Source organism: Terriglobus sp., from assembly GCF_965201105.1.
GTDB lineage: Bacteria > Acidobacteriota > Terriglobia > Terriglobales > Acidobacteriaceae > Terriglobus.
This window is the reverse complement of sequence record NZ_OZ241741.1, coordinates 2,254,264-2,280,650: the sequence shown is the minus strand read 5'-3', so window position 1 is coordinate 2,280,650 and position 26,387 is coordinate 2,254,264. Positions and strand designations below refer to the sequence as shown.

Annotated in this window: 24 protein-coding genes; 4 read left to right on the top strand and 20 right to left on the bottom strand. The window is 63.8% G+C overall.

The annotated features are described in order from the left end of the window. Nucleotides 1-6: 6 nt before the first annotated feature. Complete coding sequence (locus tag ACOFKT_RS09915; protein ID WP_419803832.1) at nt 7-2,694, bottom strand: DNA translocase FtsK 4TM domain-containing protein; 2,688 nt, start codon at nt 2,692-2,694, stop codon at nt 7-9. Between the two features lie 387 nt (nt 2,695-3,081). Here ACOFKT_RS09915 and ACOFKT_RS09910 point away from each other — a divergent pair, with 387 nt between their 5' ends. Both ACOFKT_RS09910 and ACOFKT_RS09905 read left to right on the top strand, forming a co-directional pair. Further along, complete coding sequence (locus ACOFKT_RS09910; protein ID WP_419803831.1) at nt 3,082-3,534, top strand: PA2169 family four-helix-bundle protein; 453 nt, start codon at nt 3,082-3,084, stop codon at nt 3,532-3,534. 178 nt (nt 3,535-3,712) lie between these two features. Beyond that, nucleotides 3,713-4,129, top strand: a complete 417-nt coding sequence (locus ACOFKT_RS09905; protein WP_419803830.1) for a DoxX family protein — start codon at nt 3,713-3,715, stop codon at nt 4,127-4,129. Here ACOFKT_RS09905 and ACOFKT_RS09900 read toward each other — a convergent pair. The 18 genes from ACOFKT_RS09900 to ACOFKT_RS09815 all read right to left on the bottom strand — a co-directional run bounded on the left by ACOFKT_RS09900 (nt 4,083) and on the right by ACOFKT_RS09815 (nt 22,118). Next, nucleotides 4,083-4,952 (bottom strand): undecaprenyl-diphosphate phosphatase, encoded by an 870-nt coding sequence (locus tag ACOFKT_RS09900; RefSeq protein WP_419803829.1) that lies wholly within the window; start codon nt 4,950-4,952, stop codon nt 4,083-4,085. The two genes, ACOFKT_RS09905 and ACOFKT_RS09900, sit on opposite strands and share 47 nt — an antisense overlap. A gap of 61 nt (nt 4,953-5,013) precedes the next feature. Further along, complete coding sequence (locus ACOFKT_RS09895; protein ID WP_419803828.1) at nt 5,014-6,006, bottom strand: hypothetical protein; 993 nt, start codon at nt 6,004-6,006, stop codon at nt 5,014-5,016. Nucleotides 6,007-6,021: 15 nt separating this feature from the next. Beyond that, nucleotides 6,022-7,035 (bottom strand): threonine ammonia-lyase, encoded by a 1,014-nt coding sequence (locus ACOFKT_RS09890; protein ID WP_419803827.1) that lies wholly within the window; start codon nt 7,033-7,035, stop codon nt 6,022-6,024. Between the two features lie 39 nt (nt 7,036-7,074). Continuing rightward, a complete protein-coding gene (locus ACOFKT_RS09885) occupies nt 7,075-8,337 on the bottom strand; it encodes an alpha/beta hydrolase (RefSeq protein WP_419803826.1) in 1,263 nt (420 codons plus the stop codon). 9 nt (nt 8,338-8,346) lie between these two features. Beyond that, on the bottom strand, nt 8,347-10,008 hold the full coding sequence (locus ACOFKT_RS09880) for a ribonuclease J (RefSeq protein ID WP_419803825.1): 1,662 nt from the start codon (nt 10,006-10,008) through the stop codon (nt 8,347-8,349). A 166-nt stretch (nt 10,009-10,174) separates the two neighbouring features. Further along, a complete protein-coding gene (locus ACOFKT_RS09875) occupies nt 10,175-10,930 on the bottom strand; it encodes a TMEM175 family protein (protein ID WP_419803824.1) in 756 nt (251 codons plus the stop codon). A 26-nt stretch (nt 10,931-10,956) separates the two neighbouring features. Next, complete coding sequence (locus ACOFKT_RS09870) at nt 10,957-11,811, bottom strand: 2,3,4,5-tetrahydropyridine-2,6-dicarboxylate N-succinyltransferase (protein WP_419803823.1); 855 nt, start codon at nt 11,809-11,811, stop codon at nt 10,957-10,959. 101 nt (nt 11,812-11,912) lie between these two features. Then, nucleotides 11,913-12,815 (bottom strand): 4-hydroxy-tetrahydrodipicolinate synthase, encoded by a 903-nt coding sequence (gene dapA / locus ACOFKT_RS09865; protein ID WP_419803822.1) that lies wholly within the window; start codon nt 12,813-12,815, stop codon nt 11,913-11,915. 178 nt (nt 12,816-12,993) lie between these two features. Beyond that, complete coding sequence (locus tag ACOFKT_RS09860; RefSeq protein ID WP_419803821.1) at nt 12,994-14,259, bottom strand: aminopeptidase; 1,266 nt, start codon at nt 14,257-14,259, stop codon at nt 12,994-12,996. Nucleotides 14,260-14,381: 122 nt separating this feature from the next. Then, the gene (locus ACOFKT_RS09855) at nt 14,382-15,062 is read right to left on the bottom strand and encodes a 4-hydroxy-tetrahydrodipicolinate reductase (protein WP_419803820.1); all 681 of its coding nucleotides are present in this window, start codon (nt 15,060-15,062) and stop codon (nt 14,382-14,384) included. A gap of 14 nt (nt 15,063-15,076) precedes the next feature. Beyond that, entirely contained in the window at nt 15,077-16,549 is a 1,473-nt protein-coding gene (gene lysC / locus ACOFKT_RS09850) for a lysine-sensitive aspartokinase 3 (RefSeq protein ID WP_419803819.1), read from the bottom strand. Continuing rightward, on the bottom strand, nt 16,546-17,616 hold the full coding sequence (asd, locus tag ACOFKT_RS09845; protein ID WP_419803818.1) for an aspartate-semialdehyde dehydrogenase: 1,071 nt from the start codon (nt 17,614-17,616) through the stop codon (nt 16,546-16,548). The genes lysC and asd overlap by 4 nt, the downstream gene beginning before the upstream one ends. 102 nt (nt 17,617-17,718) lie before the next feature. Next, on the bottom strand, nt 17,719-18,027 hold the full coding sequence (locus ACOFKT_RS09840; RefSeq protein ID WP_419803817.1) for a hypothetical protein: 309 nt from the start codon (nt 18,025-18,027) through the stop codon (nt 17,719-17,721). A gap of 9 nt (nt 18,028-18,036) precedes the next feature. Next, nucleotides 18,037-18,804, bottom strand: a complete 768-nt coding sequence (locus ACOFKT_RS09835; RefSeq protein WP_419803816.1) for a carboxypeptidase regulatory-like domain-containing protein — start codon at nt 18,802-18,804, stop codon at nt 18,037-18,039. 46 nt (nt 18,805-18,850) lie between these two features. Continuing rightward, nucleotides 18,851-19,327: a transcriptional regulator NrdR gene (gene nrdR / locus ACOFKT_RS09830; RefSeq protein WP_419803815.1), complete on the bottom strand. Its 477-nt coding sequence runs from the start codon at nt 19,325-19,327 to the stop codon at nt 18,851-18,853. Next, nucleotides 19,324-20,385, bottom strand: coding sequence for a lysylphosphatidylglycerol synthase transmembrane domain-containing protein (locus tag ACOFKT_RS09825; protein ID WP_419803814.1), 1,062 nt, complete (start codon nt 20,383-20,385; stop codon nt 19,324-19,326). The genes nrdR and ACOFKT_RS09825 overlap by 4 nt, the downstream gene beginning before the upstream one ends. After that, nucleotides 20,382-21,086: a lytic transglycosylase domain-containing protein gene (locus ACOFKT_RS09820; protein WP_419803813.1), complete on the bottom strand. Its 705-nt coding sequence runs from the start codon at nt 21,084-21,086 to the stop codon at nt 20,382-20,384. Before ACOFKT_RS09820 ends, ACOFKT_RS09825 begins: the two co-directional genes overlap by 4 nt. A gap of 96 nt (nt 21,087-21,182) precedes the next feature. Continuing rightward, a complete protein-coding gene (locus tag ACOFKT_RS09815; RefSeq protein WP_419803812.1) occupies nt 21,183-22,118 on the bottom strand; it encodes a DMT family transporter in 936 nt (311 codons plus the stop codon). On the opposite strand from ACOFKT_RS09815, the gene ACOFKT_RS09810 reads away from it, so the two are divergent. Next, complete coding sequence (locus ACOFKT_RS09810; protein ID WP_419803811.1) at nt 22,111-23,553, top strand: hypothetical protein; 1,443 nt, start codon at nt 22,111-22,113, stop codon at nt 23,551-23,553. The two genes, ACOFKT_RS09815 and ACOFKT_RS09810, sit on opposite strands and share 8 nt — an antisense overlap. Before the next feature lie 22 nt (nt 23,554-23,575). On the opposite strand, the gene ACOFKT_RS09805 is transcribed toward ACOFKT_RS09810, so the two are convergent. After that, complete coding sequence (locus ACOFKT_RS09805) at nt 23,576-24,544, bottom strand: glycoside hydrolase family 43 protein (protein WP_419803810.1); 969 nt, start codon at nt 24,542-24,544, stop codon at nt 23,576-23,578. Nucleotides 24,545-24,709: 165 nt separating this feature from the next. Between ACOFKT_RS09805 and guaA the strand changes: the two genes are divergently transcribed. After that, the gene (gene guaA, locus ACOFKT_RS09800) at nt 24,710-26,296 is read left to right on the top strand and encodes a glutamine-hydrolyzing GMP synthase (protein ID WP_419803809.1); all 1,587 of its coding nucleotides are present in this window, start codon (nt 24,710-24,712) and stop codon (nt 26,294-26,296) included. Nucleotides 26,297-26,387: the final 91 nt, after the last annotated feature.

Sequence of the window (26,387 nt, the reverse complement as noted above, 5' to 3'; positions counted from 1 at the left end):
AAGTAGCTACCGCAGCGCCTCATCCACCTCGCGATAAAAATCCGGTCGCTTCAAGATCTCCCGCGGCCTCGACCCATCTGCCGGACCCACCAGCCCATCTCGCTCCATCAGGTCGATCAGGTGCGCCGCGCGTCCGTACCCAATGCGTAGCCGACGCTGCAGCAGGGAAGTGCTCGCCTTCCCGAACTCAAACACCAGCCGCACCGCGTCATCGAACAGCTCGTCCCCGTCGTCCTCGGCGGAACCATCCGCACCATCGCGCCCGGCCTTGTCATCCTTCGGACCTTCCAGGAAGCCTTCCACGTACTCGGCTTCGCCCTGGCTTCTCCAAAACGAAACCACGTCCGAGATCTCCTTCTCTGTCACAAACGGCGCATGCACCCGTTGCAACCTAGAAGTACCCGGCGGCAGAAACAGCATGTCGCCGCGACCCAGCAGACTTTCCGCGCCGTTTGAATCGATGATCGTCCGCGAGTCCACCTTGGTCGCCAGCCGAAAGCTCATCCGCGTCGGCACATTGGCCTTGATCAAGCCTGTAATGACGTCCACGCTGGGCCGTTGCGTCGCCAACACCAGGTGAATGCCAACCGCGCGCGCCATCTGCGCCAGCCGCGTGATCGACTCCTCCACGTTGGCCTTGTCCAGCATCATCAGGTCGGCCAGCTCGTCGATGATGATCATGATGTACGGCAGCGGCTCCTGCTCCTCGCCGTCTTCGTTGAACAACTGCCCGCTCTCAAACAGCTTGTTGTACTGGTCCAGGTTGCGAACGTGCCGCGACGCCAGCAGCTTCAGCCGGCGCTCCATCTCGCGCACCGCGTTGCGCAGGGCGTTCGCCGCCAGCTTCGGCTCCGTGATGATCGGCGTGAACAGGTGCGGGATCCCCTCGTACATCCCCAGCTCGACCCGCTTCGGGTCCACCAGGATCATGCGCACCTGCTCCGGCGTAGCCTTGAATAGGACGCTCATGATCATGGCGTTGATCGCCACCGACTTGCCCGAACCGGTTGAGCCCGCGATCAGAACGTGCGGCATCGCCGCCAGGTTCGCGGTCACAATGCGCCCGTTGATGTCCTTGCCCATCGCCATCTCGACCTTGCTTTTCGAGTTGGCGAAGCCTTCACTCTCCACCACGTCGCGCAGCCAGATCGTCTCGCGCTCGCCGTTCGGCACCTGGATGCCCACGGTTGATTTGCCCGCCATGCGCTCGATCAGGATCGACTCCGCCGCCATCGCCAGGCACAGGTCGTCTGCCAGCCCGGTCACGCGCGAGTACTTCACGCCCGCATCCGGACGGAACTCAAACGTCGTCACCACCGGCCCCGGGTTAATCTGCGTCACCTGACCGTCCACGCCAAACTCGCCGCACTTTTCTACCAGAACACGCGCTTCATCCCGCAGCGCATCCTCGCGAATCGACGCATGCTCCTCGTTCCGGTACAGAAGGGAGCTTGGCGGCAGTTTGTAGCCGCGCACGCTCTTCGCGGTCATCGTCACCGGCTGCAGGTTTTCATCCGCCCGCTTGCCAAACGAGATGCCCTGCTCCTCCATCGGCTCCGGCTTGGGTGCCGCCACGCGCTCGGCGATCGGCGCCGCGGAAACTTTCCGAGGTCCCGGAAACGCCACCACTTCGCCTCGCTGCGTTCCCGCCTTCGCCTCGGCTGCCTCCAACCAGTCGAACGGCGCCTCCGCATGCACGACCGCCTCCGGCGCGTTCCAGTCCTCAAAGCCGCCCTGTGCCGGCTCGGCATCAGCCAGTTCGGCCTGCAACTGTGTATCCGCCGCATGCTGCAGGTGCGCTGGTAGCGGCGCAAACTCCGGCTCGGGCCCGGCATCCACGTCCGTTCGCGGCATTTGCGAAAACAGGCTTCGCGACACCGGCGAGCCATCTTCCAACACTGCCCGGTCCGGCCGGATGCCCTTGCGCCAGAAACCCCACTTTGCAAATAAGCCACCCAGCAGAGATCCGTTTTCCGCCGCGCGCCGTCTCGCTTCTGCCTTCTGTTCCGCCGCCTGCTGCTTGGCAAATTCACGCTCGCGGCGCGTTTCCGACCGCTCCTCGGCGGCGTCGCTCCTCTGGTCACGCCATCCCTGGAAGCGGTTCCGCAGCCGGCTCACCACGCCCACCCGCTCCGTCGCCCACTCCTGCGCCGTGTTGAACGTAAAGGTCGTCGACAGGTACACCGCAACCACCACCAGCAGACCGGCAACCACGCACGCCCCGGGGTACGCCAGCACCAGCAACAGCAGGTGCGCCAGTACCGCGCCCAGAACGCCGCCGAGCGGCAGCGCCCCCTTGTACCGCATCGCTCCCGGCAGCAGTGCCAGCGCAACCGGAGCCGCGGCCAGCCACAGCACCATCCCTAACGTTCGCGCCAGCGGCGAACCCTGCGCCCGCGACCGGATCCAGCACACGCCCAGCCGCCCCACCAGCAGCGGCAGGGCAAACGCCGCCACGCCCAGCACCTGCAGCAACAGGTCACTCACGCTCGCGCCCAGCCGGCCTGCCCAGTTGTTCACGTGTGGCGTGCCTGCGTCACCCGCGGCGGTCAGCGTGTCCAGCGATGGGTCGCCCGGGTGGTAGCTCACCAGCGCCAGCAGCAGCAGAAGGCCCGTTACCAGGACGGCCATGCCCAGCACCTCGTTCACGCGGCGGTGTCGGGTCGGCGTACTCTCCAGCCGGAGTGGTCGCATCGTTCTTCAGTCCTCCTGCAATGCCGCAACGTGCCCTGGGGAGGAGACAATCTGCGCATCACACCACGATTGTCGCGGAGAACACTTGGCGAAGGTGCGCAAATCTGCCAGGGGAACCACGCGAGCAACCCGTTGACGAGACGCTGCTTCCTATGCACCAGAACATACCCGGCAGGCCCAGTGCCGCGGGTCCTTGGAAAAGCGAGAAGGGCAGGTGGGCGCGGGTTTTCGCGATTTCCTCCGCTTGCCGCCGGCAAAGGAGAATCGCGTCAGCCGGCGGACTACCTGTCCTGATCGCCCTCAATCACGTGGCGGCACACTCCCAAGTTTTGCGCAGCAGACTGCGCGGCAAACCCGGCTCACAACCGGACCGAAAGGAATAGCACCATGGCAGAGATGCTGAAGGAAACCGAAGATACCCTCCGTGGCCTCATCAAAACCCTGATCGACAGCCAGCAGGGCTTTCAGGACATCGGTGACCACATGCAGGACGACACGCTCAAGAAGTTCTTCCTCGCCGAAAGCCTCAAGCGCGCCTCGTTCCGTGGCGATTTGGAAGACACGCTGCACAAGGAAGGTGTGAAGGACGTGAAGGAATCCGGCAGCGTCGCTGGCTCTCTCCACCGCACCTGGGGCGATCTGAAGGCCAAGCTTGGCGGTGGGGATCACACCCTGCTTGAATCTGCGGAGCAGGGCGAGGACACCATCAAGAAGGCATACGCCGAAGCCCTGAAGCTGGAGTTGCCGCTCCCTGTTCACCAGATGCTCAGCACCCAGGCCGCGCACATCCAGACCTCCCACGATTATGTCAAGGCAGCGCGCGACAGCAGCAAGTCTTAAGCCGGTTTCGCCGGGAAGCAACTACTTCCGGCAAACAACCTCCGCACCGGGCCGCTTGAAGCGCGGTTTTTGCGGAACAAAGCCCCGCCTCACTGGCGGGGCTTTCTTTGTTTCGTGCCAGACTGCCACGTTTGTTCGCCGGTGCGGTGCGCCTGTCGTGCGATCTTGAAAGGCACCTATGCCACCCCGCTGGTACAAAACCGGCCTCTACACGCAAGCCCTGCTCTACACAGCCGCCGGTTTCAACCACCTCTGGCATCCGCGCACTTATCTCGCCATCATGCCGGATCATTACACCCACCCCGCCTTCTGGGTCGCCGCTACCGGCGTCGCCGAAATCGCAGGTGGCCTGGGCCTGCTTGTGCCGCAAACCCGCCGGGCAGCCGCCATCGGCATCATCGTTATGCTGCTCGGCTATTTCGACGTCCACTGGTTTATGCTGCAGCACGCCGCGGACCGCTTCGCCGGCATGCCGCATTGGGCCCTGCTTGCGCGCCTGCCGCTTCAGTTCGTCCTGATCGCGTGGGCCTGGGTCTACGCTCGCCGGCCTACCGGTGCTGGTGCAGCCAGACCAGCAGCGCCGCGCCCAGGATGATCCGGTACACCGCAAACACCGTAAACCCGCGCCGCCGCACCCAGTTCAGAAACCACGCAACTACCACGTAGGCCACGATGAACGAGACAGCTATGCCAATCATCAGCACAATCCATCGCTCCGGCCCCATGGTCAACGGCGCCAGCGCGCCAGCGCCCTCCTCGTGCGACGGGTGCAGCGCCTTCAGCAGGGCGTAGCCGGTCGCCACGATCATGGTCGGAATCGATAGCAGAAACGAAAACTCGAGTGCCGTCGCGCGGTCCGTCCCCACCAGCTGCGCTGCCGCAATCGTGCTCATCGACCGCGACGTGCCCGGGACGACCGCACTGATCACCTGGCAGAGACCGATCCAGATCGACTGGCCCAGCGACATGTTTTCCACGTGCGTCGTCGTTGGCTCGCGCCGCGATGCCCACGCGTCCACGGCCCACATCACCACGCCGCCAATCAGCAGCGCCAGCGCCATCACAGTCAAGTTTTCCAGGTTTTTGCCGACAACCTTGGTCAGCAACTTCGCCGGAATCGCCGTGCACACAAACGCTACGGTGACCAATGAAAGCGGGTGCGTCAGCCACGTCTTCTCGCCGTGCTCACCCTGCGGAAAGGTCTTGAAGAACCGAACGACCCGGCCCAGAAACAGCAGCAAGAGCGCCAGAATCGCGCCCAACTGGATCACGATCGTGTACATCTTCCAGTACGGATCGTCCAACGGAATGTGCAGCATCGCTTCCGCGATGCGCAGGTGCGCGGTCGAACTGACAGGCAGAAACTCGGTGAGCCCCTCGACGATGCCGAGGATGACGGACAACAGATACTCGTTCAAGCGCGCTCCACTGGAAAACAGGATCGTGGCTGGCCGCGCGGGATGAGCACGCGCTGACGAATCAATCGCGGTCCGTGCCGTAAATCGCGATGCCTTGCTCCACCCTGTATACCAGAGCCTGCGCGCGCGCCGTGTAATCGCTCGCCGGGAACTTCGCAATCATCTGGTCGCGCAGCGCATGCGCATGCTGCGCGGCGGCGTCGGCCTTCTTCGTATTGTCCTCCGCACCGTACATGGTCACCAGCACGCCTTGGCGATACGCCGCGTTCCAAAGCGCCTCCGCCGTCTTCGGCCCGTCGGGGTAGGTGTTGGCGTACTTCTCATACACCTCGCTCTCCATGGCGGGACACTTTGGCAGACCCTGCCAGTCGCCGCACAGCTTCGCATCCAGCAGATCGTATGCGGCGAGCGCGGCATATTTCGTGCCCGCCTGCTGCTTCACCACTTTGCGCAACGCGTCCTGGTACAGCTTCGGCCGGTTGTTCGGGTCGGGATCGCGATAGCTTGGCAGCGTGCGCGCGTCGAACTTCTCTTCCTGCCAGCGAATGTCGGCGGACCGCCATGCGCTCTCGCCCGCCAGCGGCGAATTTGGAAAGTACTCGGCGACTCGGCGATAGAGCAGATGCGCGGAGCCGGCGGCGATCTTCGGAGCGTGTGGCTCGCCAGCCTCGGCCTCCGCGCTGGCCGCCGCGCCGTAGATCAGTCGATCACCGTTGGCTGTCGCATTGCTCACCACGCCCTTGTTGCGGATCCATCCGGAGCGCGGCACGGCGTTCTCCTCCACGCTGAACTCGGGCTCGTCGTCCGTGTTCCGCTCCTCCACGTCCGTGTTGGCGAACACCTTGACCCAGGGCCCGGACCGGCTGACGATGACCACTTCGTGCCCTGGCGTGACCTCGCTTACTTTTTGTGAGTTTGCATCGGCATCCACGTAGACCACGGCGGTGTGCAGCACGGTCGCGCGCTCACCGGCATGTTCCGCCTTCGATTGCGCGGACAGGAAAGCAGCAGGAAGCAGGAGGAAAGCAGCAAGCGTCGAGGCAAAAAAGCGCATACAGGAAGTTAGACGCTACGACTCGGCCTCGATCAACTCCTGCCGGAGCGCTGGGTCCAGGTTGCCGCCGCTGACGACGCACACGACGTTGCGCGAGGCGGGAAGCTCCTCTGCATGGAAGAGGGCAGCCGCGAGCGTCACCGCGCCACTTGGCTCCGCCACCATCTTCGCCGCGGTCAGAAGCAGGCGCGTCGCTTCCAGGATTTCGTCTTCCGTGACGGTAAGAATGCCGTCAACATACGCAACGATGTGGTTGTAAGTCCGTTGTGCCAGGCTTTGCGTGCGCAGCCCGTCCGCAATGGTCTTTGAAGTTTGCGAGCCGGGCCATTCCACAATCTCTCGGCGGCGAAAGCTCTCGGCGGCGTCGCCGGCCAGCTCGGGTTCCGCGCCCCACACGCGCACATCGGTTCGCGAAGACTTGATTGCCGTCGCGATACCGCTCAACAGGCCGCCGCCGCTGACAGGACTCAGCACCAGATCGGCCTCGGGCAACTGCTCCAGTATCTCGAGCCCACATGTGCCCTGGCCGGCGATGATCAAGTCGTCATCGTAGGGCGGCACCAATACCGCGCCGGTCTCGCGCACGATGCGATCCGCGGTGGCGATGCGTTCCGAGCTTGCCGGGCCGACCAGCACGATCTCCGCCCCGTGCGACGCCGTCGCGTCGCGCTTGATCCGCGGCGCAATCTCGGGCATCACAATGGTCGCTTTGGCGCCGCGCACCTTCGCCGCGTACGCAACACCCTGCGCATGATTGCCGCTGGAGTGCGCGACCACACCGCGGGCCAGCTCATCCTCGGTCAGGCTTGCGACCTTGTTGTACGCGCCTCGCAGTTTGAAGCTGCCGATCGGCTGCTCGTTCTCCGCCTTCAGCCAGATCGTGGGCAGGTCGTCCGGCAACGTGAAGCCCAGGCCGCGGGCGTGCTGGAGGTCGAGCCGATACAGCCCGGTGCGCACCGCGACACCCGCGATGCGTTCGCGCGCCTGTTCAATCTGTTCCAGGGTGACCAGCGGCATGAATAAGGCCATAGCTGATTCTTTCACGCGATCGCAACCAGTCTGAACTCGCTAACGTTCGGCAGCCCGCAGCACCATAGCCATGAAGTGGATGAGCCGCCACGTATCCATGCCGCTAGGGGCTTTCGCCATGTCCAGGTGCGAGAGCACGGGACTGACCAGCGCCGCCTGCAGCGTGGTGGCACGCAACTCGCTCGCCATCCAAAGCGTTTCCGCCGCTGGAATGATGTTGTCTGCCTCACCGTGCAGCAGAAACACAGGCACCGTCAGTTCGCCGAGGTGAAGCTCAGGCGACAGGCCCGCAAGTTCCGCACGGTGCCGCAGCTCACTGTTGCGGAGCATGCGGTGTACCTCGTCAGAACCAGCATCCGTCAGCTCGGCAGCCTCTGCCTGCTGGCGCGGAGACAACTCTTCCATGGCTGCGCGTTCGGCGTCCTTGTCCTCATACAGGTGCGCCCGCAGTACCTTGCGCACCGGCTCCACATCGCCGGATGGCACGAATTCTTCGACGTGTTCATACTCCAGCACCAGCGGGCCGTACTCGTGTGCGGGCAGCAGCTCCATCGATCCGTCGGGCCGCGCGGCTTCGCCCGTGCGATAGTAGCTGGCAACGCGGCCCATTGCGCCTTGCGATCCCACCGCGAACACCAGTTTCATGCTGGGCCGGTACGCCGGATCGGCAGCCGCGACCAGTGACAGTCCGCCGCTGAAGCTCAGCCCCATTACGCCCACGGGCCGATGCTTTTGCGCCGCAAACCATTTTGCACTGGCGCCGATAACCTGCACGCTGTTTTCACTGACACGGTAGTCCTTAATGTCCGGCAACTCCGGCGTCAGCACCTGCAGGCCACACGCAGCCATGGCCGCCGCAAAGCTCATCAGGCGCGGCTCATCCATGCCCAGGTGGTGCACGCCATGGAACACGATCAGGCCGGGTGCGTCCGGGTGGCGCACGGGCGTATACATCCGTGCGCGGACCGGCCCGGCTTCGGTGTTCAGGGTCAGCGTGTGTTGCTCGAGTGGCTCGGTCGCCAGCGCAGCCAGCGGACGGGGCAGGGGGTCGCCACTCACGGTCTTCAGCACCGCCACGGCCTCCAGGTGCACGTGGAGCCAGGGCCATGCCAGCACGAGCAACAGTGCCAGCGTGAAAACGGCAAAGCCGCCCCAAAGCCAGCCCGCGCCGTACCGGTCGCGCGCCTGGTCGTAACGGGCACCCAGACGGCCACCCAGCACCGACTTGCCGGCCGCGGCTACGCCAACTTCGCGATGCCGCCGTTTCAGGATGGAACGCGGACGTGGGAAACGGCGCGGCACCGGTGGAACTCAGATCTCCAGGATGACCGGCATGATCATGGGCCGTCGGCCTGTGTTCTTCTGAATCTGCCGCTTCAGGTCCGAGCGCACCTTTTCCTTGATCAGCATCCAGTCGCGGCGCTCTTCGATGGAGCTTTCGTCGAGCGTCCGCGCGATCGTCTGGCGCGCTTCCGCAGTCATCGTCTGTTCGTTCACCGCAAAGCCGCGGGTCACGATCTCTGGCGAGCCCTGCTGGCGGCCGGTCATCTTGTCGATGGTGATGATGGCTAGCACCAGTCCGCCCTCACTCAGGTGCTTGCGGTCGCGGATGATCATCTCTTCCACTGCTTCGGTGGCGGAGCCGGAATCGATCAGCACGCGGCCGGTCGCGACCTTACCGGTCTTGCTCATGCTGCCGGCAGTCAGTTCGATAACCTCGCCATCTTCCACCAGCATGGCTTGTTCGGGGATGCCGGTGCCGGTTGCAACTTCAATGTGCTGCGTGAGGTGGCGGTAGTCGCCGTGCACGGGAATGAAGTACTTGGGCCGCAGCAGATTGATCATCAGCCGCAGTTCTTCCTGCGATGCATGGCCGCTCACGTGAATCAGGCCGGAACGGCCGTCGTCGTGGATCACGCGTGCCTTGCGGCGGTACAGATGGTCGATCACGTTGTAGATCGGCTTTTCGTTGCCGGGGATGACTCGCGACGAGAAGACCACGGTGTCTCCCGCTTCGATGCGGGCGTGCTTGTGGTTGTCCACGGCGGCGCGGCTCAGCGCGCTCATGGGCTCGCCCTGAGTTCCGCTGATCAAGACGCACACCTTCTCGGGTGGCATATCTTTCAACTGACCGCTGTGGATCAGCAGGCCGGGCGGCGGGTCGATGTAGCCCAGCTCCTGCGCAATCTCGGTCGCGTTATCCATGGAACGGCCGATCAGCGCGACCTTGCGGCCATGCTTGTGCGCCAGATCCATGGCGAGTTTGATCCGATGAATCGACGACGAAAAACAGGTGAAGAAGAGCCGTCGCTCCGTGCGCGCGAAGATCTCATCTAACCGCGGCAGCACCGCCAGCTCACCGGGCGTAAAGCCGGGGCGGTCCACGTTGGTGGAGTCCTGCAGCAGCAGCAACACGCCCTCTTTGCCCAGCTCCGCAAAGCTCTGCAGGTCGAACGGGTGGCCGTCCGGGCTGGACAGGTCAATCTTGAAGTCACCCGTATGCACAATGGTGCCCACCGGCGTGCGGATCGCCAGCGCGACGCAATCGACCAGCGAATGCGTGACCCGCAGGGGCGAGATGCGGAACGGGCCCAGTTCAAAGCTGGAGCCGGGCAGCATCTCGATCAGGTCGGCCTTGTCCAGCAGCTTGTGCTCTTCCAGCTTGCCCTCGACCAGCGTCAGCGTGAACTCTGTGCCGTACACGGGCACGTTCAACTCGCTCAGGATCCAAGGCAGGCCGCCCACGTGATCCTCGTGACCGTGGGTCAGCAGAATCGCGCGGACCTTTTCGCGGTTTTCCAGCAGAAAGCTGATGTCGGGGACGACGATGTTGACGCCGAGCATGTCATCCTCGGGGAACATCAGGCCGGCATCAATGACGAGGATGTCATCTTTCCACTGCACGGCCATGCAGTTCATGCCGAACTCACCCAGGCCGCCCAGCGGAACAATCTTCAGTGTTTCCAGACTCATCAAGATTCAGCCTACCACCGTAGGCCAAAAGCCTCCGCGGCCAGTGTGCGCGGTTCTCCCAGATCGCCCCAACCGATGAGAGCCCGTGTCGCTCGACTAGAGACAGGAACTGCAAGGCAACTTACGCAGTCAGCTGCGGGATTCAGCCCTGTCGGAACACCCAAGATCAGCCCGGCAGCGGTTCGTGCACGGGTGGCTCGGTACTTCCATGAGCGGTTTCGCGCATGTTCCGAATTCGTTTTCCGAAGTAGAAGCCGGAGACGGTCTTCCAGATACCAATCAGAAAGAAGGCGAAGCATGCATTCGGGGAACTTCGTGCACTGGTCATCGTTGCGAGTGCTGCGACTACTAGCCCAATGCCGCACACAACCGCCAGATCCACGTACTCCGATTTCAGAATCACTAGCTCCAGCCTGTTCAGATCCAGTTCGCTCCGAAGGCGCCAAGCGTGCAGGTTCAATAGAAACAGGAAAAAGTAGATTGCTGCGAAGCCGAGGCCGTACACGATGACCAGTTCGCGTATCTGCTCACTATTGGCGAACGTATCGGCAGCAATCTGCTGTCCCATCAACTGCGACGTGAATACCCGAAATAAAAACTTCAGCGGATACACGTAAAACAGCACGGAAAACAACAACCCCGCATTGATCAGAATCGTGCCCAGATCGTGCAAGCCGAACCTGCGAAAGAACCGGAAGTGGGAAAGCCACACCATCATGAACAGCACAAAACTGACCGCGAATGGGACGAATCCGACCAGCACCTCATGGAGTTCGCTGAATGTCTTCGGCACTTCCAGGGAAGCCACGATCAGCGTGAGTGCAAAGCCAAACACCACATCCGAAAAGCCATCGACCCGCGACATCTCGATTCCGCGCAACCGGAATCCATCCTTGCCCACCAGCGAGTGTGTCAGTCCCATGTATGCCGCTCCATCTGTGCCGCAGGCTAGCGCAGCAGGTCCTCGAGCGCTAGTGAAAGCTCGGTCTTGTCGTCGCGATACTTCACGATCACGGGCGTGTAAACGCTGATTCCGGATTGCGAACCCTTTGTGATTGCGCGCGATCCAGGCACGACAACCGCACCTGCGGGAATCACCAACGGCATCTCCGCAGTCGCGCGAATCACCGTTTCGTTCACCACGTCGTAGACCGGTGTGCCACGGGTCAGGATGGTTCCCGCGGCAAGCACCGCGCCTTTGCGGACGACCGCGCCCTCATACACGCCGGTGTTGCCGCCGACAAGCACGTCATCTTCAATGATGACCGGTGATGCGTTCACCGGCTCCAGCACACCGCCGATCTGTGCCGCCGCGCTCAGGTGAACGCCTCTGCCGATTTGTGCGCAGCTGCCGACCAGTGCGTGCGAATCGATCATGGTGCCTTCGTCCACATAGGCACCCACGTTCACGTACATGGGTGGCATGCAGACCACGCCGCGTGCCAGAAACGCACCGGAACGCACTGACGATCCGCCGGGAACAATGCGCACCCCCTCTTCCGCCGTCCACACACGCGCGGGGTAGGTGTGTTTGTCGACAAAAGAGCCGGCGGACATTTCGGTCAGTGCGCCGAGACGGAAGCCGAGCAGGATGCCGCGCTTGACCCAGGCATTTACCTTCCAGCCGAGCGGGCTCGCCGCATCCGGCTCCGCGGCGCGAAGGGTGCCGCCTTCCAGCGCCTCACGCAACGTATGAAAGCTGTCCAGCGCCTCGCGTTCCTGCGCGGCGGCCGCGCCAAGCGAGAAGAAATGCTCGATCCGGCTCTGGAGCGAGCCGGCGGAAACGTCTGCAACCGGGGTCATAAAGCGAGTTTATCAACCAGGCTTGCGCCGGCGTATGCAGCACGTGAAAGGTTCGTGGCGGCCTGCCGCAAGCGAGACGGTGGCGCTGCTTGCGAGCGCCGCTACGAAAGCTGCAGCTCGGCGGCGAGGCGCTTCAACTCATCGCGAAGCGCGTCCGTGACCGGTACCAGCGGCAGCCGGACGGCGTCGTCCTGAATGCGGCCCATGCTGCGCAGCAGCGACTTTGCGGGGCAGGGGTTCGGCTCGCGGAACAGCGCGGCCGTGAGCGCCGCAAGCTGCTTCGCAAGCAAGTGCGCCGTGGTCCAGTCGCCCTGCGAGGCCGAGCGCATCATGCGGATCACCTGCGCGGGCGCCACATTCGACGCGACCGAGACCACGCCCACGCCACCTGCCGCCAGCACGGGCAATGCCAGGTAATCATCGCCGGCGAGCACGTGAAAGCCTGCGGGCGCACCGGCGATCAATTCCGTAATCTGCTGCATGCTGCCGCTCGACTCCTTTGCGCCCACGACATTGCTGCACGCCTTGGCAAGCTGCAGCACGGTCGCCGGTTCCAGGTTTGCCGCCGTACGTCCCGGAATGTTGTAGAGCAGCACCGGCATGCGTGCGACCGCGTCCGCAATCGCCTGAAAGTGAAGAAACTGGCCGCGCTGATTCGGTTTGCTGTAGTACGGATTAGCGGTCAGGATGCCCGTGACGCCCGGCACGGCAGCCAGCACCTTTGCGCGCCGCACCGCCTCGGCCGTGCTGTTGTGCGTGCACCCGGCAAAGACCGGCGCGCGGCCGGCGGCAACCTCCACGACCGTCTGCACGACCTCGACCGTCTCGTCCTCAGACAGCGTGGCGGCCTCGCCCGTGGAACCGCACGCAACCAGCAGTGCCACACCGTTCGCAATCTGCCACTCGACCAGGGACCGCAGTGAAGCGAGATCGAGCGAGCCGTCCTGAAGAAACGGTGTCACCAGTGCCGTGCCAACGCCGGCGAGCGCTAGGGGAGAGTTCATGACCGCAGTTGAGTCTACCGCGATTCCGGTTCTGGCGAGATGCCGCGGAGGCGTGCTTATGCGCCACGTTGCCGATTCCGAACGAGGGCAAGCCAAGGGACAGCTAACAACGAGTAGCCGATCGAGACTGGGCAGGCCGTCTACGATCGCCGTGGTTTGCGCGTCGCCGCGTAAACCGCTAGGCCCACTCGCCCTGCCGCATCAGCGGTTCGCTGGTGCCATCGGCGCGCACGCCGTCCACATCCACCTCGCCGGAGCCGATCATCCAGTCCACGTGAATCAGGCTGGTGTTTGCCCCCTTGCCGGCAAGCGTGGCCTCGTCCATGTGCTCGCCATCGCGGATACACGTGGCATACGCCTGACCCAGCGCGATATGGCTGGCCGCGTTCTCATCGAACAGCGTGTTCCAGAAGAGCAGGCCGCTCTGCGCGATGGGCGACGAGTGCGGCACCAGCGCGACCTCGCCCAGGCGGCTTGCACCCTCGTCGACGGCGATCAGCTTGCGCAGCGCGTCTTCCCCGGCGCTGGCGTTGGCTTCCACAATGCGTCCGTCTTCGAAGCGCACCTGGATGTTTTCAATCAACGTGCCCTGATGCGACAGCGGTTTGCTTGCGCTAACGGTGCCGCTGACGCGGTCCTTGTGCGGCGTGGTGAAGCATTCTTCCGTCGGAATGTTCGCATTGCAGAAGATGCCGTTGCCGCCCACGCCGCCGCCACCTGCCCAAAGGTGGTCATCTGCCAGACCCACAGTCAGGTCCGTTCCCGGACCTCGGAAATGCAGGGCGCTGTAGCGCTTTTCGTTCAGACGCTCGACCTGTGCGGCAATGTTCCGGCCGTGCTGCTTCCAGTCGGCGACCGGATCGTCGCCCGTGATGCGCGACGCCTTGAAGATCGCCTCCCACAGCGCCGGTACGGCCGCGGCCTCATGTAGGTGCGGGAAGACGAGCTTCGCCCATTCCGGTGTCGCCCCGGCCAGAATCGACCAGTTGATCGCATGCCGCGTAATCAGCTCCATGGCCGGCTTCATCGCTTTGCTTGTGGCCACGTTTGCGCGGCTGACCCTTGCCGGGTCCTGGCCCTTCAACAACGCGGGGTTTGCGCCGGCAATGCCGAGCCGCGCCGCGCCGGAGCCGTACGCTACGGCGATGCCGTCGGCCAGCCACTTTGGCGTGTAGTCGAAGCTGGAGTCGGGCGCGTACTGATAACGCGCCAGGATCGTTTCATCGTCCGCGTAAAGCGTTGTCACGGCCTTCGCACCCGCCTTATAGGCATGCTCGGTGATGCGGCGAATGAACGGCACGTGGTCGAGAGAAGCACTGATGACCAGTTCCTGCTCCGGCTGCAGGTTCAGGCCCACGCGCACCGCGACCAGCGCCAGCCGGTCCAGTTTTTCTTCAAAGGTCAGGGTTTCAAACGATCTCGCGGCGACGGTGGAAGTGCTCATACAAGAAGTCTAACGATTTGGAGAGAGCCGGAGAATTAACTGGAGAGTTGGTGAACGGAAGGGCACAGCTAAAGCTGTGCCCTTCCAAACGCGTGAGTTCTGTCATAGGAAATGTCTGACGCTTACTTCAGCTGCGTATAGATGTCCCGGAAGTCATACACGCCGGTGCGGCCGGCCAGCCACTCCGCAGCGCGCACCGCTCCCTCGGCAAAGCCGCGACGTGAGAACGACTCGTGCGTCAGCACAATGCGGTCGGCGTCGCTGCGCGCCTCCAGCATGTGCAGGCCGGTGGCGTCCCCTTCCCGCTTTGACGTGATCGGCACCTGTCCCGCGGCGCCGGCCGCCTGCTGCAATGTGAGCGCGGTGCCCGACGGTGCGTCCAGCTTTGTTGCGTGATGTGTTTCTTCGATCGCAAACGTGTACCCGGCCCCGCTCAGCGCCGAGGTCATCTCCGTGGCAAGCTGCAACATCAGCTGTACACCTACGGAGAAATTCGTGCCGTACAGCATGCCGGCGTTGCGGCGCTGCGCAAGATCGCGCATGTCCTTTAAGCTGTCGTACCAACCCGTGGTACCTACTACCACTTTGGCTCCGTTCGCCAGCAATGCGCGCAGATTGGTCTGGACCGCCTGGGGCGTGGTGAAGTCGATCGCCGCGTCGAAGCCAGCGATAAACGGAGCGGTCAGTGCTGCACCGCCCGGGTTTTCCTTCGCGTCCAGCACGTGTACGCCGTGGCCGCGCTCGTGCGCGACCTCCGCGACCAGCTTGCCTGTTTTGCCGTGACCCAGAACCAGAATCCGCATGTGTATCTCCTCCGTTATGCGACGGGCAGGGCGGCACCGGCCGGAACATCGACCGTTTGCACGCTCTGGGCGCCGACGTCAAAAATTGCGGGATCGGGGCCGCTGAAAAAGGCGCGGTGCAGGGCACGCACGGCCTCCTCCACGTCTTCCTCTTCGATCATGAAGCTCATGTTGATCTCGCTGGCACCCTGCGAGATCATGCGAACGTTCACGTGGCCGACCGCGGTAAAGACCTCGCCGGCGATCCCGTTGTGGCCGCGAATGTCTTCGCCGACCATGCAGATCAACGCCTTGTTGCTTTCAAATTTCACGTCTGCAATCTGCCGCAGATCGGCGGCAATGGCGGGCAGCCGGTCGCTGGTGTCGACCGTGACCGAGATTGACACCTCGCTCGTCGAAACCATGTCGATGACCACGCGATGCTTGTCGAACACGTCGAACACGGCCTTTAAATAGCCGTGCGACATGAGCATGCGGCTCGCGACGATGTCGACGATGGTCAGGCGCTTTTTGACCGCGATGCACTTGAAGGGCGACTTGCACGGCGGCGCGACTGCAGTGATGCGCGTGCCCTCGTTCGCGGGGTTGCGCGAATTCAGCACCCACACCGGAATGTTCTGCTGCACGGCCGGCAGGATCGTCGCAGGATGCAGTACCTTTGCGCCAAAGTAGGCGAGCTCGGCGGCCTCTTCAAAGCTGATGGTTTTTACACGCAGCGCGTCCGGGCAAATGCGCGGATCGGTCGTCATAATGCCGTCCACGTCCGTCCAGATCTCGATCGCTCCGCTGCGCAGTGCACCCCCAGCCAGGGCTGCCGAAAAATCGCTCCCGCCTCGGCCCAGCGTCGTGGTGACACCCGTCGCGGTTGCGCCGATAAAGCCGCCCATCACGGGCAGTTGGCCCGCGTCGAGCATGGGTAGGGCAATGCGCTCCATCGCCTGCTCAATCGCGTCTTCCAGCGGCACGGCTTTGCCGAAGCTGTCATCGGTGATGATGCAGGTGCGCGCATCTACATGCGTGGCGTTCAGGCCGGCGTGTGTAAAGGCCGCGGCAACGATGCGGCTGGAGAGCCGCTCGCCAAAGCTGACCACCAGATCCGTGGTGCGTGGCGTCAACTCGCCTACCGCGGCGATGCCGCGCAACAAGTCATCGAGCGCGTCGAACTCGGCGTGCAGCGCGTTGGACAGCGGCACATTGGTGGCGGCGGCGTCCACCAGCTTGGCCGCGGCTTCCAGGTGCCGCCCGCGCAGCCGTGCGCTGATCGCGAGTGCGCCGGCCCGGTCGCTTTGACCGGCAGCACCTGCAGCCGCCAGCAGCGAATCCGTCACTTTGGCCATGGCGGAGACAACGACGAACGGTCGCAAACCCTTGGCGCGCCGGCCCGCAACAATGCCGACAGTGCGCGCAATGGCGGTGGCGTCTTCCACTGAGGTGCCGCCGAACTTCATCACAACCACGTCGCTGCGCCCCGAGGCCTGATCCCTCATGCAGCGTCCTTTGGCAGCTTGCCACTGCGTGCCAGCACCTCGGCATTCAACACAGCCGCCCCGGCCGCGCCGCGCAGCGTGTTGTGGCTCAGCAGCACAAATTTCCAGTCCAGCAGGGTACAGGGCCGCAGGCGGCCGACTGTGGTGCTCATGCCCCCTCCCGCATTCACATCCAGCCTGGGCTGCGGCCGGTCGGCCGCGCCGGTGTAGATCACCGGGCAGTCCGGCGCGGAAGGGAACTGCTTGCCGTCGAGCGGGCGAAAGCTCTGCCAGGCGTCCAGTATCTGCTCGTGCGTCGCTGGGGTGCGCAGCTTGATGCTGACGCACTCCGTATGACCTTCCACCACCGCGACGCGGTTGCAGTGCGCGCTGACCTTCGCAGGCAAGGATTCAACGGCGGAGCCGGTGTAGCGGCCCAGCAGCTTGCCAATTTCTTCCTGCATCTTCTCTTCTTCGTTCCTGATGAACGGAACTACGTTGCCCAGGATGTCGAGCGAGGCAACGCCAGGGTAGCCCGCACCGCTGACCGCCTGCATGGTGCTCACGAACATGCTTTCAATGCCGAAACGCTGCTCCAGCGGCTTCAGAGCCAGAACCAGGCCGATAGCGGAGCAGTTCGGGTTCGTCACAATAAATCCGCCGCTCTGCCCGCGAACAGCTTGCGACTCAATCAGACCCAGGTGGTCGCCGTTCACCTCCGGAATGACCAGCGGCACGTCCGCTGCCATACGAAAGGCGCTGGAGTTGGAGATCACCGCGCAGCCTGCGGCGGCGAACCGCGGTTCCAGGTCGCGGGCAACGTCCGCATCCAGCGCGGCAAAGATAATCCGCGGCAGGTCTGTTTCCGACGCGCCGGGGGTATTCGGCTGCAACACCATGTCCGCGACACGCTGCGGCATGGGCGTATCCAGCTTCCATGCGCAGGCATCGCGATAGGTCTTGCCGGCGGAGCGGTCGCTGGCGGCCAGCCATGCAACCTCGAACCATGGATGCCGCTCCAGCAACTGCACGAACCGCTGTCCCACGGTGCCGGTCGCACCCAGAATGCCTACCCGTCTTCGCTCCACGTGCGCTGGTCCTTTACTCGGCGATCAATGAGTCTCAATGAATCAAGGATACGTGAGTACGCCGCGCCCTCGCTCAGGAGGCGCGGCGTCGGCAGAGCAAAGTTATACGTCGTCGGACCAGCGGCGCTGCACATACCGCCCACCGATGCCGTACCACGCGATCACCGCCGCAATGGCGTGGATCAGGAACCATCCGGAGATGCCCTGCTCGGTGTAAATCAGGTACAGGATGAGCGCGCGCGGCACCAGCAAGGCGACGATCGCCGGCAGGATCGGAATCGCCAGCACGTTCCCGTGCTGGTGATCCCACCACCAGACCAGCAGGCTCAGCCGCGGCAGGAACAGGCTGATCACCAGGAACCAGAGCGGAAAAATGTGCGTGGGAACGAAGCTCAAAACTCCAACGTGCATGCGGATCTCCTACTGCGCCTTGTATGTGACCGTGACCGCTGTGCTGGTCTGCGGTTTAATGCTGACCTGCATATGCTGCTCGCCCAGCTTCTCATGCACAAACACCACATCATAGGTGCCCTGGGGCAGGCCGCTGATCGTAAAGCTTCCGTCTGGCGCGGTCACCGCAAAGAAGACACTCGGTGCCACGTTGATAAACGCATTCATCCAGGGGTGATTGTTGCAGCGCACCGGGATCATGTTTTCCGCATCGCGATAGAAGAGTTGCTCCGGTTTGGCGCCGGGCCCCTGCGACAGGTCTATGTTGCGGTTCCCCGCCTGCACCGCCATGGAGTGCACGTTGTGCATGGCCGGATCGGAGTTGCGGAACTCCACAGCACCGCCCGCCGCGACTGCGATTACGTGCGGCTGAAAGCGGCAGCCGTGCTGGTCGATGACGACCGGTGCCGCGGGCGCCTTCAGGTGCGGAGCGCCCTTCACGTAGACAAAGACGTTTGCCAAGTGGCCGTGGTCGACGATCACCTGCTCTGACAGATTGGGCTGACCGGCCAGGGAACAAGCCGGATCCTGGCTCATGTCGATCGGTACGCGCGCGGGCGGCGTGCCCGCAAACTGCACGGTCCCGGTCACGGTGCCGGTGCTTGCCGCGTTCGGCGCGGGATCGTACTTGACCTCATTGCCGTGATCGACCACGGCGCCTTTGCGGATGGCATTGTCGGTCTTGCAGCCGGTCAGCAGAAGGGGCAGAAGCGCAGCAGAAAGAAGAACCGTTCGCATCCGGTTTGGGATGCGCGGTTGGCCCGCGAGGTTGAACGGCACCGCGTTAGCTGTTGGAGCGCCGTCGCGGCGAGCTGGAGAGCAACTCGCGCAACTCCGACTCAAATTCGCGCACGTCCTTGAAATCGCGGTATACGGAGGCGAATCGAATGTAGGCAACGGTGTCCATCTCGCGAAGCTGGCTCATCAGCAACTCGCCCAGTTCGGTCGTGGTACGCTCGCGATCCGGCGAATCGACAACATAGGCTTCTGCTTCGTCGACCAGGTGCTGCAGCTTGGCCGTGGAGATGGGTCGCTTCTGGCAGGAGTGCAGCAGGCCGCTCAGAATCTTCTGCCGGTCAAACTTTTCACGGCGGCCGTCCTTTTTCACGACCATATAGGGAATTTCGTCGATGCGCTCGTAGGTGGTAAAGCGCTTGTTGCATCGCTCGCACTCGCGGCGTCGGCGAATCGAGTCGGCTTCCTTGCTTTCGCGCGAGTCCACCACTTTGTCCTGCGCATAGCCGCAAAAGGGACATTTCATACAGCCGCCTCCTCTGCCGTTTCGCTCCTTGCCTTCAGGTCGGTCAGGCTTACGCCGTCTTGCCGTGCACAGATCAGCCCGGCGGGAACAATGCACAAGATGTTCACGATCAGCAGCAGTGTGCCGCACGCGGTAGCGGTTTCGAGCGGCGTGCCGTAAAAAGCGTGCATGGAACCCGCCGTCGCGCCGATCTGGGTGAACCAGCCCAGCACCGGCAGTTGCAGCAGCGAACTGCCGATGGACGCACCCATCAGCAGCATGGTGCTGGCAAAGCTCAGAGAACGCAGCGTCGGCTCCGCCGCGAACGCGTGCACCGTCTGCACGTAGGACAGGGCAATCAGAAGCCACTGGAACAGGCTCAGCACGCCTGCCCACGCCGCAACGCCGACGGATCCGATGCCCTGGAGACCATCGCGAAAGGCGAGCACTTTCTCCTGGACCGCCACGCCGAGCTTCGGGGAAAGCCGCGTTCCCATGCGCCCGAGAACGGCCGCCAGCCGAATGCCCGCAAGCCGAATCGCAACTGCAAAGCCGGCCAGGAACAGCGTGCCGGCAAGGCTCACCACGCCCACGCGGACAAAGATTTCATGGTGCGGCATGGTCGCCGGCGTAAAAGCAAGTGCGCTTGAAAAGATCAGGGCAGCCGCGCCCAGATCAAACATGCGTTCCACCGTGTACACCGCAATTTGGCTCGGCAAGGAGACCTGCGCCTTGCGCGCGACCAGGTACGGTCTCGACAGGTCGGCAATGCGCCCGAAAATAGCGACAGCGGTGAAGCCGGTGAACTGCGGCCCCAGCAGAAAAAACGGACCGATGCTGCGCTGCCGCCGCATAAACACCGACCAGCGGTAGCCGCGCACCACGTAGCTGCCGTAAATGCACAGAATGCCCGCGGCGATATGCCACCAGGCCACGCCATGCAATTGCCGGAGGACGGAATGCACGTCAAAGGTCAGGCCGCGCCGCCAGGCCCACCACAGGCCCGCAGCCACCAGCAGCAGCACGGCTGCCAGCACCGTCATGGTTCTTGCGGAGGTCTTCGGCTTCGCCTTCTTCATCGCGCGGCCGCGGCTCCTGCGGTCGCGGAGGCGCTGCGCTGCGCAAGCAAGGTGCGGCGGTTGAACTCCCGGATGATCCGCGCCACATAAAGTTGCGTCTCGCGATACGGCGGCACGCCGTGGTACCGGTCCACCGCACCCGGACCGGCGTTGTAGGCCGCCAGCGCCAGCGATAGGTCGTCGTGGTAACGGCACAAAAGGCTGTCTAGGTAATCCGTGCCGCCACGCAGGTTCTGGTCGGCGGCAAAGCTGTCCGCCACGCCCAGCGAGCGGGCCGTCGTGGGCATCAGCTGCATCAAGCCCTGTGCCCCCGCGCGTGAGACCGCGTGAATGTGACCGCCGCTCTCCGCGTTCACCACGCTCCGCAACAGGTCGATGTTCAAGCCGTGAGCCTGGCCCGTCGACTGGATTAGCGAATCGACCGAGTCCTGTGGCGCGGCACCCTGCACGGCGGCAGCGGGCTTCCCCGCGGGCGCCAACGGGACCGCCTCGGCCTCGGCGGCCGCGATGTTTGCCAGCGGCACATCCATGTAGCTGCCCGAGCTCGCGTCCAGGTACAGCCGGACATGTTCCGCATCCAGCGTTTCGCGGTGATCGCACATTACTGCAAAGCCGTTGCGCAGCGTGACGCGCTCGGCCGCACGCGCGCCCGCAAACGCACCCAGCAGCGCAGCCACGGCCAACGCGCGGCACCAACTCATGCGAAAGCGCATAAGAACAGCCTACCCATGCCGTGGGGCGCAGGCAAGCTGCCCGGCTGGTCCGCTGAGTTCGATCCAGCTACCCGGCAGACGCGTTCACTCCAGTGACAGTGCCGGCTCCGCCACCACGGCCGTGCTGTGGCGCGCCGTCAGCGAGGTGGCGCAACCCACGATCAGCGCGGCACCCAGCCACGCCGTCCAGCCCAGCCGTTCGCTGAAGAGCCACACGCTCAACGCGGAGCCGATCATCGGCTCCAGGTTCAGCAGCACCGCGGCTTGTGATGCCGGAACGCGCGTCATGCCCCAGTTCCAAAGCAGCGTGGTCGCCGTGGTGCATAGCACACCGCTCCCGGCGGACGCGGCCCAGACATTCAGGCTCAGGTGGCGCACCGGCGGCAGGCCCGCATACGGGATCACGACCGCTGCCAGCATCGCCGCCCCCAGCAAGAGGCCATAGCTGCTGACGGCTGCGGGGCTGTGGCGGTCCATCAGTCGCTTGTTCGTCAGGATCCAGAACAGCGAAACCAGCATGGACGCGATAACCAGACCGTCGCCGAACACGGTCGCCGATCCCGCCGTGGACGACGAGTGACTCAGCGCGATCAGGCCCGCGCCGGCGCACGAGCCTGCCAGCGCAAGCCAGCCAATAGCGTCCAGCCGCTCGTGCAGGAACACAGACGCGCCGACCGCCAGGATCACCGGCATGGTGCCGACCATCAGCGAGGCATGCGCCAGGGTCGTATGTGCCAGTCCATAAAACTGCATCAGGAACTGCACCGGAATGCCGAAGAAGGCACCCAGCGCCAGCAACCGCCAGTCCCTGCCTGAAAACTGCATGCGCCGCAACGGAACAAAGGGCAGCATCGTCACCGCGGCGAACAGGAAGCGGTACAGTACCATGTGCGCCACGGGGAGCTCACGCAGTGCAATCTTGCCGAAAAAAAAGCCCAGACCCCACAGGAACGCGGCCGAACCACAGGCGAGAAAGCCGATCCGCGGGTTTGGTTGCGTGTGCTTGCGCGCGGTGGTCACTCCTTTTCAGATTACCGGCAGCGGCGTCGCATGGCGCAACACCAGCTTCGCGGCACGAACCAGCTCAGGCCTGCGGTTCGTTACCATGATGCTCATGCGACACCGGCTGTTCACGACGATGCTTGCGCTGGCGAGCCTGCCCGCGTGTCTTTTCGCGGGCCGGGCAAACGCGGCAACGCGCCCGGCACCGGCCACGCCGGCCTACCGCATTCCGCTGGATTCGCTTGGGTACCGGCCGGTCACCTCCGTCATGCTGCTGCGCGAGGGCTATGCCCACAACACGCTGGACTTCATCGACAACGACCATGTGCTGCTGACCTTTGCCGCGCACAAGCTGGTGCCGCGCGACCAGGACGACGTGGAAGGCGACCAGGCCCGGCTGATCGAGGCGGTCGTCGTTCACCTGCCGGACGGAGCCGTCCTTCGCCAGGCCGAGTGGCGCGTCCATGACCAGGCGCGTTACCTATGGCCGCTGACGCATGGCCGGTTCATGTTGCGCATCCGCAACGAGCTGTTCTTCGTTGACCCCATGCGGCCCCATGCGACCATGCACCGGCACAGCATGCTGAAGCCCGATGGAGAACTCGTCGCCGTGCAGGTTAGCCCCGACGGCGCGACCGTCATGGTGCAGACCACCCCCAAGCGCCATATCGGTGACGATCCGACGCAGCCCCTGGATCACCCGCCCGTGCAGGTCAGCTTCTACCGCGTCACCGACGACGACCACCCCCAGCTGCGCCCGTTTGCGTCCACCCACGTGGACCGCGCCATCGTAGTGCCGTTCACTTCCCGCGGCTTGCTGGACGTGGTCAAGGAAGACCGCCAGCACTGGGGCTTCAACTTTCACCCGTTCTCCGGCGGCACCATCGAGCTTGCGGGCCTCACCTCCACCTGCCGGCCAGAGGCCGAGTTTGTCAGCGAATCCACCTTTATCGCCACGGGCTGCCGCGGCATGGACGACCGCCGCCTGCTCTCCGGCTTCGATCTGCTCGCGCAGGCGAATTGGGTTTTCACCACCGACGATCCTCCACTCTGGGCCGCGCTGAGCTCTGCCTCCGGCGACTCGGGGCGGTTTGCCTTCCGCAATGCGCAGGCTCCGAGCACGACCTCCTCGCAGGAGGAAGATCCCTCCGACCGCCACACCCAGACTGTGCGCGTGTACGAATTTCAGGGCGGCGTTGAGATGCTCCGCATCCCGGTCACACCGGCACAACGGGCAGGTCTGAACTTTGACCTGTCGCCCGATGGTCAGCGTGTTGCCGTCCTGCAGGAGCGCTCCCTTGAGGTTTACAACCTGCCTGCGTTAAGCGCGGAGAACCGCCGTGAGCAGACGCGCGAGCAGGAAGCGGTCGAAAAGATTGCGCTCCCACAAACGGCGAACATCAAGCTGAAGTCGGCCGACAATCCGGACAGCAGCCGCCGCGCCGAGCCGTAGTCACCGCGCCGAACCGTAGCGGCTATGGCCGCTCCGCGATCGGCCCGTCCTTTGCCGGCACGCCGAAATCAGGTGTGTCGTCCGGCTTCCACGTAAACCGCTGCGCCCTTATGGCACGGTTTTGCGCGTCAGGGGCATCGGTCGACTTTGCCGCGTACAGCAGCCAGTTTGTTCCGTCCTTTCCCTCAGCAAAGGTTCCCCTGCCAGGCCCCCAGATTCCATGCTCCGGCGACGCCGAAAAGACCGGCTCCGGCGACTTCGCCCAGTTCGCCGGCTGCAGCGGATCGCCGCCTTTGAACGTCAGCAGCCCCAGGCAATACCGCGGCGATGCCGTGTCCGACCCGGAAAACACGATGAACGTTTTGCCCGCGTGATACAGGGCCGTTGGACCCTCATCGACCGGGTAATTCCGCGTCGTGCCCGCACCCTTCTCCCACGGGTACTCCGGCTTCGCGATCAGGGCGTCCGTGCCCACCGGCTGCATCGGTGCGGCCAGCCGCACCATGCGGATCTCATTCGCGCCGCTGTCCACAGTGACATACATCAGGTAATGCATGCCGCCCATCGCCAGCACGGATGGATCGATGGACGCTCGCCCGTGCAGGTCCAAGGCTCCCTTGAAGGTGTAGCTGCCCAGCGCATCGCCCGTGTTCGACTCCAGAACGTAAACGGCATGCTCCTTGCCCGGCATGCGCGCCGTGAAGTAGATCCACGACCGGCCGTCCACCTGCCACAGCGTCGGCGACCAAAGCTCCCGCAGCCCATCGGTGGGCGTGAAGACCGTTTTGGCGTTCGTCGCCGCGGTCTCCACGGTCGGCCCGCTCCAGATCGTCACGTTCGACCCGCTGGTCGCCAGCAGCAGGTAGCGTCCCGCCTCCGGGTGCAGCGTGATAAACGGATCGGCATGGTTCAGAATCGGGTTGGCCGCACCCTGTGCCATTGCGGGCACGGCAAGCAGCAGCAGAGCAACGAACGTAAGCCAGCGGCGCATACATCCTCCGCAGCCCAGCTTAGTGCACAGTGTGAACCAGTGGCTTACGCTCGGGTGTATCAATCTATCCTAGGGCGCTTTAGGGAGCTTTGCTCTTCCGAAGCATGCGGCAGATGTTCTTTCTAGATGGCGTGAGTCCAGGGCGTCGCCAAGTACACTGAGGGCGTGAGTAGTTCGACGGTTGCCATTCTGGATTTTGGGGCGCAGTACACGCAGTTGATCGCGCGGCGTATCCGCGAATTCAACGTATTTTCTGTGGTGCTGCCGTGTACGGCGCCGCTGGATGAGGTGCGGGCGCTGGCGCCCGTGGGCCTTGTGCTGTCGGGCGGACCGAGTTCGGTATATGACGCGGATGCTCCGAAGGCTGACCCGGCGGTGCTGGGGCTGGGCTTGCCGGTGCTAGGAATTTGCTACGGAATGCAGTGGATGGCGCACCACCTGGGCGGGCGTGTGGAGCCGGCAGCGAAGCGCGAGTACGGCGATGCGGTTGCGACCGTTACTGTCGAGAACAAGCTGTTTGCCGGGTTGCCACGCGAGTTGCAGGTGTGGATGTCGCATGGCGACAGCGTGATCGATCTGCCGCAGGGCTTTGTGGTTGCGGCGAGGTCGCACAACGCGCTGGCGAGCATTGCCGATGAGCCGCGCGCGATGTATGCGGTGCAGTGGCATCCGGAGGTGGCGCACTCGAAGCAGGGAACGGAACTGCTGCGAAATTTTGTACTCGGCATTTGCGGGGCACAGGCGGACTGGACTTCGGAGGCGTTTATCGAGTCGACCGTGGCGCGGATACGCGAGCGGGTGGGCGAGGACGGGCACGCAATTTGCGGATTGAGTGGCGGCGTGGATTCAGCCGTGGCTGCGGTGCTGGTGCAGCGCGCGATTGGCGACCGGCTGACGTGCATTTTCGTAAACAACGGCGTCTTGCGGAAGAACGAGTTCGACCAGGTGCAGCGCAATATGCGCGAGAAGCTTGGCTTAAACGTGGTCGCGGTGGATGCGTCGAAGCGCTTTCTTTCGCAATTGGGCGGCATTACCGACCCGGAAACAAAGCGGAAGATTATCGGGCGCGAGTTTATTGCGGTATTTGATGACGAGGCGGCGAAGATCTTTCGGGCGCAGGAGCGGGCCGGCGAAGTGGGGCACGATGCCAGCGGCAAAGAAGTCGCGTGGCTTGTGCAGGGCACACTATACCCGGACGTGATCGAGTCGTCAAGTGTGAAGGGGCCGTCGCAGACGATCAAGTCGCACCACAACGTGGGCGGGCTTCCGGAGAATATGAAGCTGAAGCTGATCGAACCGCTACGTGACCTGTTCAAGGACGAAGTGCGGCGCTTTGGCGCGGACCTGGGTATGCCGCAGGAGGTGCTGGAGCGGCAGCCGTTCCCGGGGCCTGGGCTGGCGGTGCGCATTGTGGGCGAGGTGACACCGGAGCGTGTGGCGATTCTGCAGAACGCGGACGAAATTGTGGTGGACGAGATCAAGCGGGCAGGGCTATATCGCAGTATCTGGCAGAGCTTTGCGGTGCTCTTGCCCGTGAAATCCGTTGGCGTGATGGGGGATCAGCGGACGTATGCGTACACGTGCGCGATCCGGGCGGTGCACTCGGACGACGGCATGACGGCAGACTGGGCCCCGCTGCCGTATGAGGTTCTGCGGACGATCAGTAGCCGGATTGTAAACGAGGTGCGAGGGATCAATCGCGTGGTGTACGACGTGACGTCGAAGCCGCCGGGGACGATCGAGTGGGAGTAAATCAGGGCGGTTTGCCTGTTGCGATTGCGCATTGTTGGGCAACGTCACTGACGCACGCGGCAGGAGGGAATGGATAACGATGGGCGTGAGT

What these genes read in the sequence shown, in the direction of transcription:
- ACOFKT_RS09910 (WP_419803831.1), top strand. Translation starts at nt 3,082, where the DNA reads ATGGCAGAGATGCTGAAGGAAACCGAAGATACCCTCCGTGGCCTCATC.
- dapA (WP_419803822.1), bottom strand. Translation starts at nt 12,815, where the DNA reads ATGAACTCTCCCCTAGCGCTCGCCGGCGTTGGCACGGCACTGGTGACA.
- ACOFKT_RS09860 (WP_419803821.1), bottom strand. Translation starts at nt 14,259, where the DNA reads ATGAGCACTTCCACCGTCGCCGCGAGATCGTTTGAAACCCTGACCTTT.
- ACOFKT_RS09890 (WP_419803827.1), bottom strand. Translation starts at nt 7,035, where the DNA reads ATGGCCTTATTCATGCCGCTGGTCACCCTGGAACAGATTGAACAGGCG.
- ACOFKT_RS09820 (WP_419803813.1), bottom strand. Translation starts at nt 21,086, where the DNA reads ATGAGTTGGTGCCGCGCGTTGGCCGTGGCTGCGCTGCTGGGTGCGTTT.
- lysC (WP_419803819.1), bottom strand. Translation starts at nt 16,549, where the DNA reads ATGAGGGATCAGGCCTCGGGGCGCAGCGACGTGGTTGTGATGAAGTTC.
- ACOFKT_RS09915 (WP_419803832.1), bottom strand. Translation starts at nt 2,694, where the DNA reads ATGCGACCACTCCGGCTGGAGAGTACGCCGACCCGACACCGCCGCGTG.
- ACOFKT_RS09805 (WP_419803810.1), bottom strand. Translation starts at nt 24,544, where the DNA reads ATGCGCCGCTGGCTTACGTTCGTTGCTCTGCTGCTGCTTGCCGTGCCC.
- ACOFKT_RS09895 (WP_419803828.1), bottom strand. Translation starts at nt 6,006, where the DNA reads ATGCGCTTTTTTGCCTCGACGCTTGCTGCTTTCCTCCTGCTTCCTGCT.
- ACOFKT_RS09880 (WP_419803825.1), bottom strand. Translation starts at nt 10,008, where the DNA reads ATGAGTCTGGAAACACTGAAGATTGTTCCGCTGGGCGGCCTGGGTGAG.
- ACOFKT_RS09840 (WP_419803817.1), bottom strand. Translation starts at nt 18,027, where the DNA reads ATGCACGTTGGAGTTTTGAGCTTCGTTCCCACGCACATTTTTCCGCTC.
- ACOFKT_RS09905 (WP_419803830.1), top strand. Translation starts at nt 3,713, where the DNA reads ATGCCACCCCGCTGGTACAAAACCGGCCTCTACACGCAAGCCCTGCTC.
- ACOFKT_RS09855 (WP_419803820.1), bottom strand. Translation starts at nt 15,062, where the DNA reads ATGCGGATTCTGGTTCTGGGTCACGGCAAAACAGGCAAGCTGGTCGCG.
- ACOFKT_RS09870 (WP_419803823.1), bottom strand. Translation starts at nt 11,811, where the DNA reads ATGACCCCGGTTGCAGACGTTTCCGCCGGCTCGCTCCAGAGCCGGATC.
- ACOFKT_RS09835 (WP_419803816.1), bottom strand. Translation starts at nt 18,804, where the DNA reads ATGCGAACGGTTCTTCTTTCTGCTGCGCTTCTGCCCCTTCTGCTGACC.
- nrdR (WP_419803815.1), bottom strand. Translation starts at nt 19,327, where the DNA reads ATGAAATGTCCCTTTTGCGGCTATGCGCAGGACAAAGTGGTGGACTCG.
- ACOFKT_RS09875 (WP_419803824.1), bottom strand. Translation starts at nt 10,930, where the DNA reads ATGGGACTGACACACTCGCTGGTGGGCAAGGATGGATTCCGGTTGCGC.
- ACOFKT_RS09825 (WP_419803814.1), bottom strand. Translation starts at nt 20,385, where the DNA reads ATGAAGAAGGCGAAGCCGAAGACCTCCGCAAGAACCATGACGGTGCTG.